The organism is Cobetia sp. 2AS (assembly GCF_029846355.1).
Lineage (GTDB): Bacteria > Pseudomonadota > Gammaproteobacteria > Pseudomonadales > Halomonadaceae > Cobetia > Cobetia amphilecti.
The window spans coordinates 762,753-780,949 of record NZ_JARWKQ010000001.1; the positions used below are offsets into that span (position 1 = coordinate 762,753).

The window sequence follows — 18,197 nt, forward strand, 5'->3', positions numbered from 1 at the left end:
GTGCAGCGTCATGGGAAGTCTTCATCAACGATCTGATGGAGGTGAGTATCTAGTGACTGTCTCCATGAGACAAACTGGATTTTTTAATGTTCAAGTTGAGTGAAATTCATGATGGAGGCGGGCGTCATGTCTGGCGCTGTGAAAGCCGGCGAATCGAGTGGGGAGAGGCGGACTCAGCACGTGCGCAACGTGAGCCGCTGAGGCGTTGATGCGTCGTGCACCGGAGCGATTGGGTCGTACGCCCTGCAAAGATGCTGCACGGCGAAGGAATCCAAGCTGCGACCAGGATTGTCGTATCAGTAATTAAAGCTAATTCTTATGACAAGAAGTGAAATGAGTGCCTGTATTATGAAAATATGCCTCAAGAATCATCGCTCTCGGTCGATATGCATAGGGTAATACCTAGGTCTTGGCGGATAGCTGCGATATCTGATGTGATCAACTTGTTATATCGATCATAGTCTATATGGCCAAGGTCGCATTGAAATTTGGGAATTTATTTTTTATAGCTGATCAATAAGGATATTGTTATGCCACTTCCCTTAATCCTTGCTGGAGCAGCCCTGGCTAGCGCCGCCTACGGCGCGAAGAAAGGCTATGACGGTTATCAGAGTCATTCGGAAGCCGACGAAATCGTTAAGAGTGCCCAGCAGCGCTATGACGAAAAACGAGAAGTGTTTAATAAACAGGAGAAGACGACAACGGGGGCACTCGAAGCGCTGGGAAAAAAAGAGCTGGAGATTGGCAAGCGTCTAGGTGAGTTCAAGGTTTTGGCTGACAAGCTTCAGCAGCAGTTGAATGAGGGTCGAAAGAATAAGCTGAAAGTTAATATTCCCAAGCATAAGCTCCAAGAAATTGGGGAATATAGCTACACAGCCGTTGGCGTGCTGGGAACGATCGCAGGAGCCGGCACCGCCGGTGCTGCTGCCGGGTTTGCAGTCTACGGTGGCGTTATGGCTTTGGGCGCAGCGTCAACGGGCACTGCGATATCCTCTCTGGCAGGGGCTGCCGCCACCAACGCCACCCTGGCGGCCATTGGTGGTGGCTCTTTGGCAACGGGCGGTATGGGCATGGCTGGTGGAACGGCAATTCTTGGGGGCGCAGTAGCTGGCCCTGTATTGGCGATTGCAGGCTGGGCTTATAATAGCCATGGTAAAGAAGCGCTCAGGAATGCTCGCAAGGCCGATGAGGAAGCCAATGAATCCATCAAAAAGCTGGAACGAGCTATTGAGCATCTTAGTCAGACCACGGCTTATGTGCGTAAGATAAAAAGTGCACTCACATTACTTGATGATAAGTTTATTTTGTATTTTGATAAACTTAAAGAAATTGACGGTTATCTGCAGTATATTAAAAGCCATGATCTCGGTGTGGCGAAAGAAATAAGTAAGATGAATGAAGAGATCATGCGTACTATCGAAAATGGCTATGCATTGGCAGCCATTATGGTTGATTTGATCACTACTCCGATATTTAAGGTCAAAGCTGTAGATAGTGGAGTACTCCTGGATGAGAAAGGTGTGCCTGTTATGGAGGCAGATGCAGAGGGCTCTATGATACTCAATCATAGTGAATTGGATAATCAGCTTGAAGAAGCGACATCCAGTGCGGAAGGCATCAAGGAAGCTTGATGTCGCCAGTGGGGAGTGAAAGCTCCCCACTATCACCTTTTCTTTTCATGAGTCTCCCTATGCACACTTCAGCGCAGGATTTTAACTGGGCGAAAGAGCTCGAAAAAACCGTCGTCAATAGTTTGACAACCAGTTTCGGTTTGGACTTTCTTCTGTTTGAGGACAAGATAGGTGGAAACGTCGACACCGTTCATAACGCTCGCCAAGGGGTTTGGGCCACAGACAGAGAAAAGCAGCGCTATCAAAATCGAGAAAAGTATAATAGCGGCTTATATCATAAGGACGCTAGGTTTAAAAAGACCGGGAGTGATGACAAGCTACGGCATCAAGCTGGGGGTCTTCACGATCCTTATCGAAATACCACCATGGGGCCGGGAGAGAAGCGTAATCTCGATCATGTGATCAGTGCCCAGGAAGTTCATGATGACCCAGGGCGCACCCTAGCGGAGATGGATGGGGTAAAACTGGCCAATCAGGATAGCAACCTCCAATCCACGCAGGAAACAGTCAACAAGTCGAAGAGTGCGACCCCCATCAATGCATACCTGGAAAAGCTACCGAAGCTCATAGAGCGTAAGGAAGAAAAGCGGGACAGGGATATCCAGCGGCTGGAAAGTATGCCAAGAAACACTCCCGAGGAGCGGCACAAAGCTCGAGAACTTGAAGACAGGATTCGTCAGAAGGAAAATGCGATCAAGGAGCTTAAGTCCATTGACTCCGAGGAGATGCGGAAAAGGGACGCGGAAGCCAGAATGCCCTACGAACAGCAGATCAATCGCTCTTATTACACTAGCAGCAAGTTCGTAAAGCAGACCGCTAAGGCATCGGGTATGGCGGGGGTGAAGATGGGCACCCGCCAAATGTTGGGGTTGATCATGGCTGAGGTCTGGTTCGAACTGCGCGAGCAAATTCCAGCCTTGGTAGAGAAGAATAGAGAAAACTTCGATTTTTCATCATTCATCGACAGTATCAACAAGACACTGAAAGGTATCTGGATACGAGTAAAGGCACGCTTCAAGGACTTTCTTACGGCCTTCAAGGATGGCGTCTTCGGTGGCGTATTTGCCAGCCTCACAACCACGCTATTCAATGTGTTTGCTACAACGCAGCGCATGGCAGTAAAAATCATCCGAGAGGTCTGGGGTCAGTTTGTAAAGGCCTTGAAGTTGCTGATTTTTAACCCCGACCAGTTAGGCTTTGTTGATCTGTGTAAGGCTGTCGTCTCCGTGCTGTCCATTGGGGCTGCTACGGTGGTGGGATCTGTGGCCTATACCCAACTATTGCCGATGTGCAATTTTCCGCTGGGTGCCGAGCTGGCGGCTTTCTGTAGCGCGCTGGTAACTGGCGTCGTCACTTTGGGGCTGAGCTACTTCATGCTCCATAGCGGCATAGCAAAAAAAATCTGGGCGTTTGTTGAGTCGATCATGCCGCATGCCGACATGATCGCGAAATTCCAGTCCATCAACGCTGAGCTGGATCAGTATCTTATAGAGCTGAGCAAGCTCGAGTTTAATCTTGATGCAGATGAGCTGGAAGATTTCTCGCAACAGTTAGTAGCTTGTAACAATGAAATTCAGAGGGGGTCGCTCTTACAAGACGAAGTTGATAAGAGAGGTATAGAATTGCCCTACGAGATGGGGAACTCTGAGAGTACGCGGAAATGGTTGGCATCATGCATCAAGGGATAAGCACGTTTCCATGCACCCAATGTGGCCTTTGTTGTCAGCATGTTAATTTGGCGAACGAGACTAAGCCTCTTGATCGGGGAGATGGTACTTGCAAGCATTACAGTGATGCTGATAAGAGATGTAACATTTACGCCGATCGACCTGATATTTGCCGGGTCGATCGGCAGTATGAGTTGCATTATGCTGATCAATATAGTTGGAATGAGTTTGTAGATATTAACTTGGAAATATGTAGTATCTTATGGGAAGTATCTGAAAAAAGTTAATCATTAAGTCGGTGCTGTCTAAGGGGGGAGCACCGGCGTATGTCGTGGTTTTCGTTCAGATGTATTCCCTTTCAGCAAAGATCTGGCATCCCTCGCGACCCACCATGATGTAATCAATGACTCGAAACTCTACTGACGGCTCTCACCACGCGCCAGGTTGGCGAAGTTGGTGGTCAGGCGGCTGTTTTCCTGCGGCGTGGAGTTCTCGTCGAAGTGCAGACTCTTGATGCTGAAACCGAATTCATTGCTCATAGCGTTCACCCTGATCCTGAGAGAGAAAATTGACTGTGTCATCGATATCTTCCCGTGATCTTTCAGGTGTCTCGTGAGCGAGTTGCACTCTGTGAGAATGCATCCATGATGTGAGAGGCACGCTGAGCGGGGGGAGACGGACTCAGAAAGCGCGCAACGTGAGCCGCTGAGACGTTGACGTGAGGAGTGGGAAAGAGGGGTAAGAGGGGTAAGAATAGAAACACACACGCTGGCCCGAACTTCCGCTCGGGCCAGCGTGTGTGGCAAGCACCTGACGCTTCAGAGCACGACATCCTCATGCACTCTTCACGTTCTCCATACTCGGCCATGAAGATGCGGCTGGTTCATGAGGCGAGCGGCTGATGATTGGGCGCCACCAGACCGTGGCGGCGCATGCGGCGGTAGATGGTGGGGCGTGAGACACCGAGTTGGCGGGCGACCTGGCTGACGTTCCAGTCCGTGTGACGCAACAGCTCGAGCAGTTCGCTGGCGTCCGCATCAGTCCCCGCATCAGCCCCTGCAGACGCGAGCGCAGGAGAGGCAGGGTTCGGGGAAGCACCGGAGGCAAAGGGGGAGGCAGCGGCAAGCGAGCTGGCAGCCCCGCGGGCGCTGCCGGTGTGGGTCTGGCAGACCTCCGGCAGATCATGCAGGGTGATTTCATCGCCCTCCGCGGTGGCCATCGAGAAGGCAATCGCATTGCGCAGTTGGCGTATGTTGCCCGGCCAGTGATGACTCAACAGCGCACTGATGGCGTCAGCGCGCAGGTGGAGTGTCTGGTCGCGTTCGGCTTGCAGTTCCGCATGCAGCTTGCGAATGAGGTAGTGACGATCGGCACGCTCACGTAGCGCGGGCAGCAGGAGTTCGGCGCCGTTGAGTCGGTAGTAGAGGTCTTCGCGGAATTGGCCGCTGGCGATCAGCTCCGTGACATCACGATGCGTGGCAGTGATGACGCGAATATCCACCTTGATGGGCGTCTCGGCCCCCAGTGGCGACACCTCCCGCTCGGCGAGGACGCGCAGCAGGCGTGATTGGAGCGGCAGCGGCATGTCGCCGATCTCATCCAGAAACAGTGTGCCACCGTCGGCCTGTTGGATCAGGCCTCGCATGCCCTTGGGCCTTCCTCCCGTGAAGGCGCCCGGCAGATAGCCGAAGAGTTCACTTTCAATCAGCGATTCCGGAATGGCGGCGCAGTTCACCGCCACGAAGGGCGCCTTGGCACGTGGCCCGCTGTCATGCAGCGCTCGCGCCAACACTTCCTTGCCGGTCCCCGTCTCGCCACGAATCAGGATGCTCACGTTTTCATGGCGCATGCGGCGCGCCAGCTTGAGCAGCCGATGCATGGAAGGATCATCTCCCGCGAGCTGGTCCAGCTCGGGCACCGGATCATCCTGCTGACTGACGGTGGGGAGGGCCCGTACCGGATAGCCGCGTGGCTCGATCAGGGTCACGAAGACGATGGCGTCATCCGCCCGCAGGCGGAAGGCGCGAATCTGATCCCGGTTGGCGTGCGGAATGCTCAGCAGCTCATTGAGCTCTCCATCGAACAGTTGCGTGACGGCGGGCAGGGTGGAGACCGTCCACGGTGGCCAGCGTTCAAGGTGCGCATCGATCAGGCGTCGGCCTTCGTGATTGGCGGCGATCACCTTGCCATCTTCCTGAATGGCAAACAGGCCACGACCATTCAGGTGCACGAATTCCCGCGCCGTGTCGAAACGCAGGATCAGACAATCCCGATAGCGATGCAGGAAGTACGCATCCTCGATCATGCGGGCATGCAGGGTGACCAGGGAGAGCGCAAAGGTCTGGCTCTCCTGCGGGCGGGGTGATTTCAGCGCCGAGATGTCGAGGGCGGCGATCACTCGGCCCTGGGGATCGGTGATGGGGGCTGCGGTGCAGGTCAGGTCGATGTGGGTAGCATCGAAGTGCTCACGCTGATGGCAGGTGACGGCTGCGCCATCGTGCAGACAGGTGCCCGCCGCCGAGGTGCCGGCATAACGCTCGTTCCAATCCGACCCAAGGTAGAGGCCCGCGCGCCGCAGCTCACTCAATTGATCACGTTGGCCCCGGAAATCCACCGCGATACCGCGTTGATCGGTGAGGATCAGCGCATAGCCATGTTGTGCGATCTGACTATAGAGCCGCTCCACCCCGGCACGTGCCACGTGCAGCAGCTCATCCGCCGATTCCTGATGATCGCGCAGCGCCTGCTGGGTGAGAACACGGACTGGGCGAGGGCGGCTGGGGTCGAGCTGATATTCCTCCAGACAGCGCTGCCAGGAACGACGGATGACGTCGCGCTGCGTCTCGGGGAAGACGTCGCGGCCTTCGCCCAGTTGCATCAGGGTCTGGATATGCTGCCGTTTGTCGGGCTGCATCGTTTCGAGTTGGCGGATCATGGCTGCCTCGGCGCTGGCCGTCTCGAGACGGCTCTTTTGATTGTGGCTATGGCTCTTGTGCAAGTGGCGATGGCTCTTGTGAAAGTGGCGGTGGCAATCGCGGTTGTCACAACAGCGGCCATAGCGAAAGCGGCGTGTGCTCCTTCAAGCGTATGCGGTGTGGCGGGAGCGTCAATCACCCTGGCCTGCATCCTTGGTCGGGGCGTTACAGGTGTAACGCCCCGTGTCAGGCGTACGGCGTACAGTTGTCACGAGGACGGTGGAATGCCCAGCGAGGCGAGGAGGTTGGTGGCGCGGTAGTGGCGAATTTTTGTCATTCATGACAAGTGTTTACGAGCTTTGTCTGTCGTGCATGACGAAGCTGGCATGCTTGATGCCTTGGATGGAAGGCGTGACTACAACATCCAACAACACGCGGAGAGACGCCATGACCGCACGCACGCCAACTCAGATCGCTCAGCAATGGCTCGATGATTTCGAGTCCTCCCTGACTCAGCGCGATATCGCCCGGGTTCTCTCGTTGTTTGGCGAGGAATGCTACTGGCGCGATTTGATCGCCTTCACCTGGAATCTCAAGACGTCGGAAGGCAAGGACGAGATCCAGTCGATGCTCGCGGCGACCCTCGAGCATGTCGCTCCCTCTCGCTGGCAGCTGGATGGTGAGGCCAGTGAGGCTGGCGGCATCGTCGAAGCCTGGTTCACCTTCGAGACCGCAGATGCACGCGGCAAGGGCTTGTTGCGCCTGAAGGAAGGGCGCTGCTGGATGCTGTTGACCGCCATGCGCGAACTCAAGGAATTTCCTGAGCCGCTGGGCATGCAGCGCCCCAAGGGCGCCGAGCATGGAGCCAACAAGCAGCGTGAGACCTGGCTTGAGTCGCGTCAGCGCGAAGAGGCCGAGCTGGGCTACGAGCGCCAGCCGTATTGCGTGATCATCGGTGGTGGTCAGGGCGGCATCGGGCTGGCCGCGCGGCTCAGACAGATGGATGTGCCGACCATCGTGATCGACAAGAATCCACGTGCGGGCGATGCCTGGCGCAATCGCTACAAGTCCCTGTGTCTGCATGATCCGGTGTGGTACGACCACATGCCTTACATCCCCTTCCCGGCAAACTGGCCGGTGTTCGCGCCCAAGGACAAGGTCGCGGACTGGCTGGAGATGTACACCAAAATCATGGAGCTCAATTACTGGAACTCCACGGCTTGTGAGAGTGCTCAGTTCGATGAGGCGAGCGGCGAGTGGGTGGTCGAGGTGGTACGCGATGGCAAGCCCGTGACCTTGCGTCCCAAGCAGCTGGTACTGGCCACGGGCATGTCGGGCATGCCCAATGTGCCGCACTTCCCGGGAGCCGAGACCTTCGAAGGCGAGCAGCAGCACTCCAGCCAGCACCCGGGGCCTGATGCCTATCGTGGCAAGAAAGTGGTCGTGGTGGGTGCCAACAATTCCGCTCACGATATCTGCGCCGCGCTGTGGGAGAACGATGCAGACGTGACCATGCTGCAGCGCTCCTCCACGCATGTGGTGAAGTCCAACTCGCTGATGGAAGAGGCGCTGGGGCCGCTCTATTCCGAGCAGGCGGTGCAAAACGGCATCGATCACCACAAGGCGGACCTGATCTTTGCCTCGATTCCCTACCGGATACTGCCAGACTTCCAGCGCCCGATCTTCGAGGCGATCCGCAAGCGCGACGCCGACTACTACCGTCGACTGGAGGCGGCAGGCTTCCTGCTCGATTTCGGCGATGACGACTCGGGCCTGTTCCTGAAATATCTGCGCCGCGGCTCCGGCTACTACATCGATGTGGGCGCCTGTGATCTGGTCGCCAATGGTGACATCAAGCTGCGCAGTGGCGTCGGCATCGAGCGCATCAATCCGCGCTCGGTCACCTTGACCGATGGCTCGGAATTGCCCGCCGATCTGATCGTCTATGCCACCGGCTACGGCTCGATGAATGGCTGGGCGGCACGAATCATCTCGCAGGACGTCGCCGACAAGGTCGGCAAATGCTGGGGCATGGGCTCCGATACGCTCAAGGACCCCGGGCCCTGGGAGGGCGAGCTGCGCAACATGTGGAAGCCGACCCAGCAGCGGGCGTTATGGTTCCACGGCGGCAACCTGCACCAGTCCCGCCACTACTCCCAGTATCTGGCGCTGCAGCTCAAGGCGCGGCTCGAGGGTATCCCGACGCCGGTCTACGGCCTTCAGGAAGTCCACCACCTGAGCTGAGGCCAGTGGCGCTGGGCAGTGTGCCAGCGTCATGGCAGCAGCGCAGCATTTGCAGATTTCAGTGAGAGATTCAGGAGACGACTCATGCAACTGAACGACAAGATTGCACTGGTGACAGGGGGTGGGCGCGGTATTGGCCAGGGGATCGCGCTGGCATTGGCCAAGGCGGGCGCAGATATCGTGGTGGCGGATCTGGATCTCGCCAGCGCCCGCGAGACGGCGGAAAAAGTGGAGGCACTGGGTAGACGGTGTCTGGCGCTTCAGGTCGATGTCGCGGATGCGGCGTCCGTGCGGCGCTTGATTGAAGAGGCCGAAGCCGGACTCGGCCCGCTCGATATCGCCGTCAACAATGCCGGCATCATCGGCATCCATTCCATCGATGCGCTGACGGTGGAGGAGTGGGACCGCGTCATGAACGTCAACGCCCGCGGCACCTTCCTGTGCACTCAGGCCGAGGTCGCCGTGATGCGCGCACGCCGCGTCGGGCGGATCATCAACGTGGCCTCGATGGCCGGCAAGGTCGGCTTCCCTGATCTGTCGCACTACTGTGCCTCGAAGTTCGCGGTCATCGGCTTTACCAATGCCGTCGCCAAGGAAGTGGCAGCGGAAGGCATCACCGTCAATGCGATCTGCCCGGGCGTGGTGGGTACCGGCATGTGGCGGGGCGAGAGCGGGCTCTCGGCACGCTGGAGTCAGGAAGGCGAAAGCGAGTCCGCTGCATGGGAGCGCCTGCAGAAGAGCCTGCTGCCCCAGGGCGTCGCCCAGACACCTGAGGACATGGGGCAGCTGGTGGTCTACCTCGCCCAGGCCGAACACGTGACAGGGCAGGCCATCGCCGTCGATGGTGGCTTCACGCTGTGAGTCAGCAATGAGCCCGCATTGAGTCAGCACAGAGAGCAAGGTTGAGCTCAGTAGCTGACGGCAAGGGGGGATCTCATGACACAACGCCGCCTTCCGGCAACGGGAGGCGGCGTTGTGGTGTTGTCGGGTGAAGGAATGGTTGTTATGGCTCCGTCGGTAGGAGGGGGCAAAGCGGCATCGTAGCGAAGCGGCCGCAATGTGAAGAAGGCATAAGAGGTCTCATCTGTCCTACCACATCTCATTTACCTTGGGTGTGGATGAACCATTACACACCAAGACTACAAGCCCAACTCAGTCGCTCTTTAAAAAGGCCCGCGAGCAGTGTTCAGGTGCCAATCACCGCTCCCCTCTGTGTTGCTGGAACAGATGTCTAAGACCTGATAAAAATTTCAAAGTAAAAAAATTTTGACGAAATGCAAAAATGTAGATATTTTTCCAGAGCAAGCTTACTAAAACTGGAGAATCTACATGACTGTGCTGAACCAGCTTACCGACACAGCGATGCCTCTACCCACTGATATCCACGGGTTTTTCTTGGCGCCCTCTCTCGTTTCACCACGACTGCTGCAACTGACAATTTCCCGCGATGTGGTCGCGGCCTTCATCGCCGCCACCGACGAGTGGCCGGTGCAGGCGCTGGAATACAAGTCGATGCTTCGTTTCCGTGTAGCTAAGATTCTCGACGACCTGTGCGACAACACCTTGCAGTCAGTGCTCGTCAACACCTTGGTGGATCGCGCCACTGGGGGGATCCAAGTCGTGTTGGAAGGACTTGACTCCGTGGAACAGGCCGAGGACATGGTCAAGTTATCTACTGCTGTGGCTCACTTGATTGGACGCTCTAACTATGACGCCATGAGTGGTCAATACTATGCACGCTTCGTGGTTAAGAACGTCGACAACTCCGACTCCTACCTTCGGCAGCCGCATCGGGTGATGGAACTGCATAACGATGGTACCTTCGTCGAGCAGGACACTGATTATGTGCTGATGATGAAGATCGACGAGCAGAATATGGAGGGGGGTAATTCTCTGTTGCTTCATTTAGACGACTGGCAAGATCTTGAGCGCTTCTTTGCCCACCCGCTTGCCCACCGCCCCATGTGCTGGTCCGTGCCGCCTAGCAAGAATGTTACCCGGAGCACCTTCCACCCGGTGTTTGATGTGGATTGCGAAGGACGTCCGATCTTGTCTTATATCGACCAGTTCGTGCAGCCTAAAGACTTCGAAGAGGGAAATTGGCTGGCTGACCTTTCAGAGTCACTCGAGAATAGCCCGAATATCCTTTCGGTGCCCAACCCGGTAGGGAGTTTCCTGCTGATTAATAATCACTTTTGGTTGCATGGTCGCGATCGGTTCAAGCCTCATCCGGACTTGCGTCGTGAGCTAATGCGTCAACGTGGATACTTTAACCACGCCAAGACCCTCCGTAATCCACACCAAGTATGATGGTGCTCGAAGTTATTATGACCCTGTGAAGACATGCACATGAGTTTTCACATGTCTTTGCAGGGCTACTTGTATGGTTCCAGCGAGCACATTGAGCGAGACACACGATGCACGATTTTATTATCATTGGTGGCGGTATCCTCGGGATGTCTACAGCTATGCAGCTGCAACAGGCTTACCCTGAACGACGGATACTGCTACTGGAGAAAGAGAAAGCGCCCGCAATGCACCAAACTGGCCATAATAGTGGCGTGATTCATGCTGGGGTTTACTACACCCCAGGAAGTCTAAAAGCGCGCTTCTGTTTAGCAGGTAACCGAGCCACAGTCGAGTTCTGCGAAGCCCACGGCATCCCCTTCGATACCTGTGGCAAGCTTCTGGTGGCCACTAGCGATCTCGAGATGCAGCGCATGAAGGCGTTATGGGAGCGAACCGAGGCCAACGGCTTGGAGCGGGAGTGGCTGTCAGCTGGTGAGCTGGCCGAACGCGAGCCCAACATTACTGGCTTGGGTGGGGTTTTCGTCCCATCTAGTGGTATTGTGGACTACGCTGAAGTGACGCGAGTTATGTCAACCGAGTTCACGCGTAGGGGGGGGGAAATTCTCTACGGCTATGAGGTGGTCGGCCTAGAAGAGCGTAGCCAGGAAGTCGTGGTGAAAAGCCGTAAGGGTGACTTCACAGGACGTTATCTAGTGACTTGCTCGGGATTAATGGCAGACCGCGTGATTCGTATGCTGGGGCAGGACCCAGGGTTCACCATCTGCCCCTTCCGGGGTGAGTACTACCGGCTGCCAGCGCAACACAACGATATCGTCAATCACCTAATCTATCCAATTCCAGACCCTTCGATGCCATTTCTTGGTGTACACCTGACCCGTATGATTGACGGCAGCGTGACCGTGGGACCCAACGCGGTACTTGCCTTTAAGCGTGAAGGATATCACAGGGGCGATGTCTCGATTTCAGATCTGTCAAGAATGGCAACCAATCCGGGGATTCTTAAAGTCCTGGGCCGTAACCTGCGGCCTGGTCTTTCAGAGATGAAGAACTCTTTCTATAAAAGGGGATATCTTGAGTTGGTGCGCAAGTACTGTCCTAGTCTGACATTGAAGGACCTTGAGCCCTATCCAGCTGGGGTTCGTGCTCAAGCGGTTTCGCGTGACGGTAAATTAGTTGATGACTTTTTGTTCATTAATACTCGGCGCACGGTGAACGTTGGAAATGCTCCATCGCCGGCGGCCACTTCGGCGCTACCGATCGGAGCTCGCATAGTTGAACAGGTAAGCTTGATGGCTGAGTTCTAAATTATTGTCAATTCTAGCGTATGGTGGATAGGTATTGGGTGTCGGATGATCAGATTCCTTGTCGGTGCTGCGTGTGGCTATGCGATTTGAGAGCTTAATTTAGTAGCTTGTGCTTCGTCTTTAAGAAACATCTATCTCGGTTGCACGTAACCCAATAGTTAAGACAATTCAACCCTATAATTGATATAAAAACTGTGCTCCATAACTCACCACAAACTGCACGATTATTGGTAGTATTCAGGAGGGTTAAAATTTGTAAGTCTTTGGCTTGACTATTTTCCTGACTTATAAAAGCACTGTACTCTAAAGAATACGCTTTGCTATAATGCACTTCGCGTAGCGATGAAGATTTGATAAATTAAATCGTAAAGCTAATTAGTCTGAGCGCGGGCTATGGGACGGAGTCTGAAAATAGGTAAAGCAAGCGTGAGCACTTTTGCACAATTGTTGAGCAATTCTGCATTGCCAGGGAATAAGTTTATACCTTAGTCTACCAATCTATAGGCTACATTCTATTGGTTAAAACAAGAATCTCTATAGAAATTTCTGCAACCAGCTGTTTTGAAAAATTATTTTTCACATGATGAAGAAGCGCAAACTATTGAGTTAGGAGCGTGTCATGGCATAAACCATGCTTGTATGAATGACTTTGACTATCTGCATAGCGAATTGCTTGAAGAAAAAAGCACAGAGTTGAGTAAAGAACAGACACGATGAAAAATAATAGTATGAATAGGGGTATAGTATGAATCTTCAAGGAACATCTCTAATTGGCCGTGAGTCTGTTAAAGGCAACCAGTCAGTCGTTCGAGCCATAAACCCTGCATCAGGTGAGATAATTGCACCGGACTATCCAGGGATAGAGTTAAGTGAAATCGATAAAGTCTGCCGCTTGGCTGAAGACGCCTATGATACTTTTCGTGAAAGCGATCTAGAGGATCGAGCAGCCTTCTTAGAGGCTATCGCAAATGAGATCGAGGAAATCGGTGATGCTCTGATTATTAGAGCCATGACTGAAACTGGCCTTCCGCGCACGCGGCTAGAAAGCGAACGTGTTCGTACTTGTGGCCAGCTAAGGCTATTTGCCACTGTAGTGCGTGCCGGCGAATGGCTTGATGTACGTATTGATTCAGCACTTCCGGATCGACAGCCCTTGCCGCGAGTTGATATACGTCAACGCCACGTGGCTTTGGGACCCATAGTAGTGTTCGGTGCCTCTAATTTCCCTCTCGCTTTTAGCGTGGCAGGAGGAGATACCGCATCGGCGCTGGCTGCTGGCTGTCCGGTGGTGGTCAAAGCGCACTCAGCCCATCCTGGGACATCCGAACTGGTAGGGCGGGCGGTGCAAAATGCTGTGGCCAGCTCTGGTTTCCACGAGGGAGTGTTTTCGCTTCTCTTCGGGGCGGGAAATGATATTGGGCAAGCATTAGTCGCTGATCCGCGGATACAAGCAGTGGGTTTCACTGGCTCGCGCTCTGGAGGTCTGGCACTCATGGCTACGGCACAAAGTCGACCGCAGCCAATACCTGTCTATGCCGAGATGAGTTCGATCAACCCGGTTTTCCTACTACCGACGGCATTGAGCTCCCGTGGTGCTGAGCTGGGTGAGGCTTTCATTGGTTCGCTGAACATGCAAGCAGGTCAGTTCTGCACCAACCCCGGGCTAGTCATTGCGATTAAGGGGGAGGGGCTGGATATCTTCGTCGCCGCAGCTGGTCAGGCAGTAAAGCGAAGCGCTGCGCATACCATGCTAACCCCTAGCATTCATACAGCCTATCAGGCTGGGGTTAGTGCTTTAGAACGTGAAGCCCGTGAGATTGCACGTGGCCCTGTCGGCGATGGCCTGTGCGCCTGTCAGCCAGCACTATTTGCTTGCTCGGCGAGTGATTTACTTAAAAACGATGCACTGCATGCAGAGGTATTCGGTGCAGCCTCGTTGGTGGTTGAGTGCAACGATTTCGAGGAAGTTGAAGCCGTGGCCAGGCACTTGGATGGGCAGCTCACCGCTACGCTTCAGATGGACGAAACTGATCAAGGTGTAGCGCGTAATCTGCTGCCAGTGCTCGAGCGTAAAGCTGGCCGCATACTAGTAAACAGTTGGCCCACGGGGGTCGAAGTATGCAATGCCATGGTCCATGGCGGCCCCTTCCCATCAACATCTGATTCCCGTACCACCTCGGTGGGTAGTGCGGCGATTAATAGATTTTTACGACCTGTATGCTATCAAAACTTACCCGACGAGTTATTACCAAAGGCCCTTAAGGACGATAATCCTTTAGGTGTCACCCGTTTGGTTGACGGTAAACGAAATTGAACATTTAAAACTTATAGCAGTTAGATTTTTGGCGGTCTATGGACCGCCATTTTTATCGATAATCATAAGGAAAATTGAAAATAAAATAACTTTGAGAAAGCAGCTAATCTTATTATTCGGCGAGTAATTTAAATTCAACTATATAATATATCTAGGTGCGCTATGCGATCTGAAAAAATAAAAGAAGGGAAGGAGCAACCATTCATTCCTGCTGGGCCATTCAAGCTAAGAATTCCATTTGTTCATTATCGCTTTGAAATGGCTGAGTGTGTTCAGGCAATCACACTGTCTGTTGTTACAATAAGCATGATCCCGTTACTACAGCAGTACTTGGGGATTCCTTATGATGTTGCAGTAGCATTTATCATTGTATGCGGTATAGGAAATATGATCCCCTCACTTCTGGGGACACCCTTAGTACCAGGCTGGATTACTCCAGCTATACCTTTGGTAGTATTGTTTTTAGGCGATTACGAGCCAGGACCAGAAGCTATTCAGGCATTGGTTGCAGTCCAATTATTAGTCTTCTTTATATTTGCATTGTTTGGTTTAACAGGCTTAGGAGGTAAAATAGTAAATATCGTACCTAATTCACTAAAGTCGGGTATTGTGATGGGGGCCGGTATAGCCGCCTTACTCGGAGAGATTGAAGAGGGCGGCAGGCTTCTACAAACTCCAATATCTATCACGGTTGGAGCTTTGTTGACTGCTTATTTGATGTTTTCTATCTCTTTTAAAAATTTGAGGAAAAGAAACGCTATAGTAAAATTTATTTCTAACTATGGAATGGTTCCCGCTATTCTTATTGCTATCTTAGTAGGCTTGCTTAGCTCGGAATACTCTATTCCAGTTATTGAATGGGGTATTGTATCTCCAGCGTTTGGGGAAATGTGGAGTTACTTGCCATTTACTATAGGTTTTCCTTCACTCAATACATATTTTCTAGCGGTACCCACTGCTGTTATTGCATATATAATTGCCTATGGTGATATTATTGTTGGCGATACACTTGTAGACAAGATGAACTCATTGAGGAATGACGAGTTTATCGATAATAATCCAGATAGAGTACACCTTGTAACAGCGATAAGAAATATCCTTCATGCACTATTTGCGCCATATGTGGGATTAGCTGGACCGGTATGGACTGCAGTCACAGCTACTGTCTTGGAGAGGTATACATTCGGTAAAAAAGCAATGGAGTCAGTTTTTAGCGGCTCTGGGACATTTATGCTGGTAAATTTTATTTCTCTTTTTTTACTACCTCTTATGACTTTTTTTCAACCTGTTTTACCAATTGCACTCTCTCTAACCATGCTTGTAACAGGATTTCTCTGTATTCAAGTTGGTATGGAACAAGCTAAAACCAGCACGGAAAAAGGTGTTGCAGGTATAGTCGCTGTTGTCTTGGCAGTATACGGAGCTGCCTATGGAATAATCATTGGGATAACATTATACTTTATCGTGCAAAAAGAGTATAAACCGAATAATTCTCGAAATTAGAGTTTGTATAAAAGTCCTTGATTGAGATCATTAATGCTAGAGATTGTTGCTTCCAATCTGATTAACTCATAGAGTTTCTAAAAGTATTTCAACTAATATCAATCTTTAGCGGCTTACGAGCCGCCTTGTTATGACTCTTCGAATTTTCACACCGGCGATAACATTATCACGAAAAATCGAAGAGCCATTGTTATGTCGGATATAAAAATAAATTTATTGCAAATTATATTTTTTCAATTTTCTCAGCAAAGTAGTACGGTGTACACCTAATTTTTCTGACAATCTATTAATATCTTCTGATTTGTTTGAATGATTAGATAAAAAGTTTTTCTCATGAAATTCCAAGAATTCTTTGAGAGTCATTTCACTACTTGAATCAATCACTCGCGAGTCATGCCTGCCAACAGATGTAATATTTTGGGTGTCGTCATTAAATATTTTACAAGGTAAATCGTATGGCCTAATTATATCATCACTAGAAAGCACAACCATTTGCTCTATCGTATGCTCCAACTCTCTAATGTTACCTGGCCAATGATATTTATCAAGGTAGTAAAAAACTTCATTAGACATTCTTTTCTTTAAGTTATGCTTCTTGTTAGATTTATCTAGCATGTATGTTGTGAGACTTGATAAATCTTCCATTCTTTCACGAAGAGACGGAACCTTTAGATTAACTAAAGAAAGTCTATAATATAAATCTTCCCGAAACATTCCTTTTTCAATAAGGTCTTCGGGGTTTTTATTGGTAGCTGATATAACCCGAGCGTCGACACTTCTATCTAAAGACTCACCAAGTCTTCTTATTTTATTAGTTTGGAGAAATGTTAGTAATTTAACTTGTAATGAAAGTGGCATTTCACCAATTTCATCTAGAAAAAGCGTCCCCCCATCAGCAGACTCAATCAATCCCACTTTTCCTGACTTTAATGCACCAGTGAAGGCACCTTGTACATGCCCAAATAGTTCAGATTCAAAAAGAGTTTCAGGAATTGCCCCACAATTAACTTCAATAAAAGGTTTGTCGTAGCGATCGCTACTATTATGAATTCGATATGCCATATTACTTTTTCCGGTTCCTGTTTCCCCCAGTAATATTACCGGCACGTTAAATTTTGATAGTTTTTCGCAAGTCTTATTTATTCTTTTCATTTCCATATTAAAAGAGTTTACATTTTCACTTTCTACAATATAGCCTCGTAGACGTTTAAGTTCGTTCTCTTTATGTTTAAGAGTTACTTTGCTTTTATCCAGACTATCTTGCAGTTTGTTAAGCTCTGTAAGGTCCAAAGCTGAATTAACGACAGCAATTATCTGTCTATCCTCATCAAAAACAGGAGCGCCAGTTACGAGACAAATTTTATCGCCGTTTATTTTTTGCATCTTAGATGATGTCACTTTATCATGCATTACGGTAGCTGTAACAGAGCTATCGAAAATCCCCTGGTTAACTAACTCTAGAACATGAATGCCTTCGACGTTCTTCTTCGTCAAACGAGTTAGAGCCGTGTATGCATGATTGATACGTTGTGTAAAACCTTCTCCGTCAGTTATATAGACTCCTTCTTGAAGTGATTCCATGATGCTATTAATATTACGACCTAGAATCGTATCAAAACCATCAGACGCTATATTCTTAATAGTTACATGAGTGAAATTTTCCCCATCAATAACGATACTTCTTAATAAAGCATATTGTTCCGAACTGATTTTCAAGGATTCGGAGGTTGCTAAATTTTTTTTTGCGTAGCTCTTTACTTTATCGGTGATTGACCCAGGAAGTGACGTGTAAATATGCTGAGCTGGTTTATTTATGTATAGAGGCTGACCAGAAGAATCGGTTAAACAACAAGGAGAATCAGAGTAATGTATAAAATTCTCTAAATCTAAAAAAAGTTTATTTTTCATCTCTATTATCCTAAAAATGCACAAACGGTGAAGTGCGGTCTACGCAAAATTGTCGTATTTAGAGCACTATATTTAATAGCTAGTTTTATCTGGTTAGAACGCAGTGTTATACTCATCCTTGATATTCCTCATGTTACTTTCTCCATGGTAGCAGCGACAATTGTCAGTTATGATGAAATTCTGAGTATTGGCTTCCCATCGTTGGTCGAGTTGAATCAGTGGTCTTTCTAATCGAGATTCTGTCAGATCGTCCGGCACAGTGCCAGTTGCGTGTGGTACTTCTCTACTGCCAGAGATATTGCCGTTCGCCTTGGTATGATGGTGTTTAGACTTTGCTGTTCCTCGTTATCTATATCAGCATCGTGCGCATCCAGGGGAGAGCTACGCCGGTGTTCCTGGTT

11 protein-coding genes are annotated in these 18,197 nt (G+C 51.0%); 8 read left to right on the plus strand and 3 right to left on the minus strand.

Translation table 11 applies throughout. The features are described 5' to 3' along the window. Window positions 1-530 precede the first annotated feature (530 nt). Together QD356_RS03295 and QD356_RS03300 are read left to right on the plus strand one after the other, a co-directional pair. A complete protein-coding gene (locus tag QD356_RS03295; RefSeq protein WP_192837960.1) occupies window positions 531-1,631 on the plus strand; it encodes a chemotaxis protein in 1,101 nt (366 codons plus the stop codon). Between the two features lie 59 nt (window positions 1,632-1,690). Then, window positions 1,691-3,319, plus strand: coding sequence for a hypothetical protein (locus tag QD356_RS03300; RefSeq protein ID WP_192837961.1), 1,629 nt, complete (start codon window positions 1,691-1,693; stop codon window positions 3,317-3,319). Between the two features lie 395 nt (window positions 3,320-3,714). Here the strand turns inward: QD356_RS03300 and QD356_RS03305 are convergent, their stop codons facing one another. Together QD356_RS03305 and QD356_RS03310 are read right to left on the minus strand one after the other, a co-directional pair. Beyond that, a complete protein-coding gene (locus tag QD356_RS03305; protein ID WP_192837963.1) occupies window positions 3,715-3,837 on the minus strand; it encodes a putative oxygenase MesX in 123 nt (40 codons plus the stop codon). A gap of 344 nt (window positions 3,838-4,181) precedes the next feature. Next, the gene (locus QD356_RS03310; RefSeq protein ID WP_225996392.1) at window positions 4,182-6,233 is read right to left on the minus strand and encodes a sigma-54-dependent Fis family transcriptional regulator; all 2,052 of its coding nucleotides are present in this window, start codon (window positions 6,231-6,233) and stop codon (window positions 4,182-4,184) included. Window positions 6,234-6,660: 427 nt separating this feature from the next. Between QD356_RS03310 and QD356_RS03315 the strand changes: the two genes are divergently transcribed. From QD356_RS03315 to QD356_RS03340, 6 genes are all read left to right on the plus strand, one after another. Further along, complete coding sequence (locus tag QD356_RS03315; RefSeq protein ID WP_192837964.1) at window positions 6,661-8,457, plus strand: NAD(P)/FAD-dependent oxidoreductase; 1,797 nt, start codon at window positions 6,661-6,663, stop codon at window positions 8,455-8,457. A gap of 84 nt (window positions 8,458-8,541) precedes the next feature. After that, entirely contained in the window at window positions 8,542-9,318 is a 777-nt protein-coding gene (locus tag QD356_RS03320) for an SDR family NAD(P)-dependent oxidoreductase (RefSeq protein WP_192837965.1), read from the plus strand. Window positions 9,319-9,786: 468 nt separating this feature from the next. Then, on the plus strand, window positions 9,787-10,767 hold the full coding sequence (gene glaH / locus QD356_RS03325) for a glutarate dioxygenase GlaH (RefSeq protein ID WP_192837966.1): 981 nt from the start codon (window positions 9,787-9,789) through the stop codon (window positions 10,765-10,767). Window positions 10,768-10,874: 107 nt separating this feature from the next. Then, the gene (lhgO, locus tag QD356_RS03330) at window positions 10,875-12,071 is read left to right on the plus strand and encodes an L-2-hydroxyglutarate oxidase (RefSeq protein WP_192837967.1); all 1,197 of its coding nucleotides are present in this window, start codon (window positions 10,875-10,877) and stop codon (window positions 12,069-12,071) included. A 745-nt stretch (window positions 12,072-12,816) separates the two neighbouring features. Further along, a complete protein-coding gene (locus QD356_RS03335; protein ID WP_192837968.1) occupies window positions 12,817-14,385 on the plus strand; it encodes an aldehyde dehydrogenase (NADP(+)) in 1,569 nt (522 codons plus the stop codon). A 162-nt stretch (window positions 14,386-14,547) separates the two neighbouring features. Then, window positions 14,548-15,888, plus strand: a complete 1,341-nt coding sequence (locus tag QD356_RS03340) for a solute carrier family 23 protein (RefSeq protein ID WP_192837969.1) — start codon at window positions 14,548-14,550, stop codon at window positions 15,886-15,888. Window positions 15,889-16,101: 213 nt separating this feature from the next. Here the strand turns inward: QD356_RS03340 and QD356_RS03345 are convergent, their stop codons facing one another. Continuing rightward, window positions 16,102-17,796 (minus strand): sigma 54-interacting transcriptional regulator, encoded by a 1,695-nt coding sequence (locus QD356_RS03345; protein WP_192837970.1) that lies wholly within the window; start codon window positions 17,794-17,796, stop codon window positions 16,102-16,104. Window positions 17,797-18,197: the final 401 nt, after the last annotated feature.

Bases quoted from the DNA above. Each gene is read 5' to 3' on its own strand.
- QD356_RS03310 (WP_225996392.1), bottom strand. From the start codon at position 6,233: ATGATCCGCCAACTCGAAACGATGCAGCCCGACAAACGGCAGCATATC.
- lhgO (WP_192837967.1), top strand. From the start codon at position 10,875: ATGCACGATTTTATTATCATTGGTGGCGGTATCCTCGGGATGTCTACA.
- QD356_RS03345 (WP_192837970.1), bottom strand. From the start codon at position 17,796: ATGAAAAATAAACTTTTTTTAGATTTAGAGAATTTTATACATTACTCT.
- QD356_RS03295 (WP_192837960.1), top strand. From the start codon at position 531: ATGCCACTTCCCTTAATCCTTGCTGGAGCAGCCCTGGCTAGCGCCGCC.
- QD356_RS03320 (WP_192837965.1), top strand. From the start codon at position 8,542: ATGCAACTGAACGACAAGATTGCACTGGTGACAGGGGGTGGGCGCGGT.
- QD356_RS03340 (WP_192837969.1), top strand. From the start codon at position 14,548: ATGCGATCTGAAAAAATAAAAGAAGGGAAGGAGCAACCATTCATTCCT.
- QD356_RS03305 (WP_192837963.1), bottom strand. From the start codon at position 3,837: ATGAGCAATGAATTCGGTTTCAGCATCAAGAGTCTGCACTTCGACGAG.
- QD356_RS03315 (WP_192837964.1), top strand. From the start codon at position 6,661: ATGACCGCACGCACGCCAACTCAGATCGCTCAGCAATGGCTCGATGAT.
- QD356_RS03300 (WP_192837961.1), top strand. From the start codon at position 1,691: ATGCACACTTCAGCGCAGGATTTTAACTGGGCGAAAGAGCTCGAAAAA.
- glaH (WP_192837966.1), top strand. From the start codon at position 9,787: ATGACTGTGCTGAACCAGCTTACCGACACAGCGATGCCTCTACCCACT.
- QD356_RS03335 (WP_192837968.1), top strand. From the start codon at position 12,817: ATGAATCTTCAAGGAACATCTCTAATTGGCCGTGAGTCTGTTAAAGGC.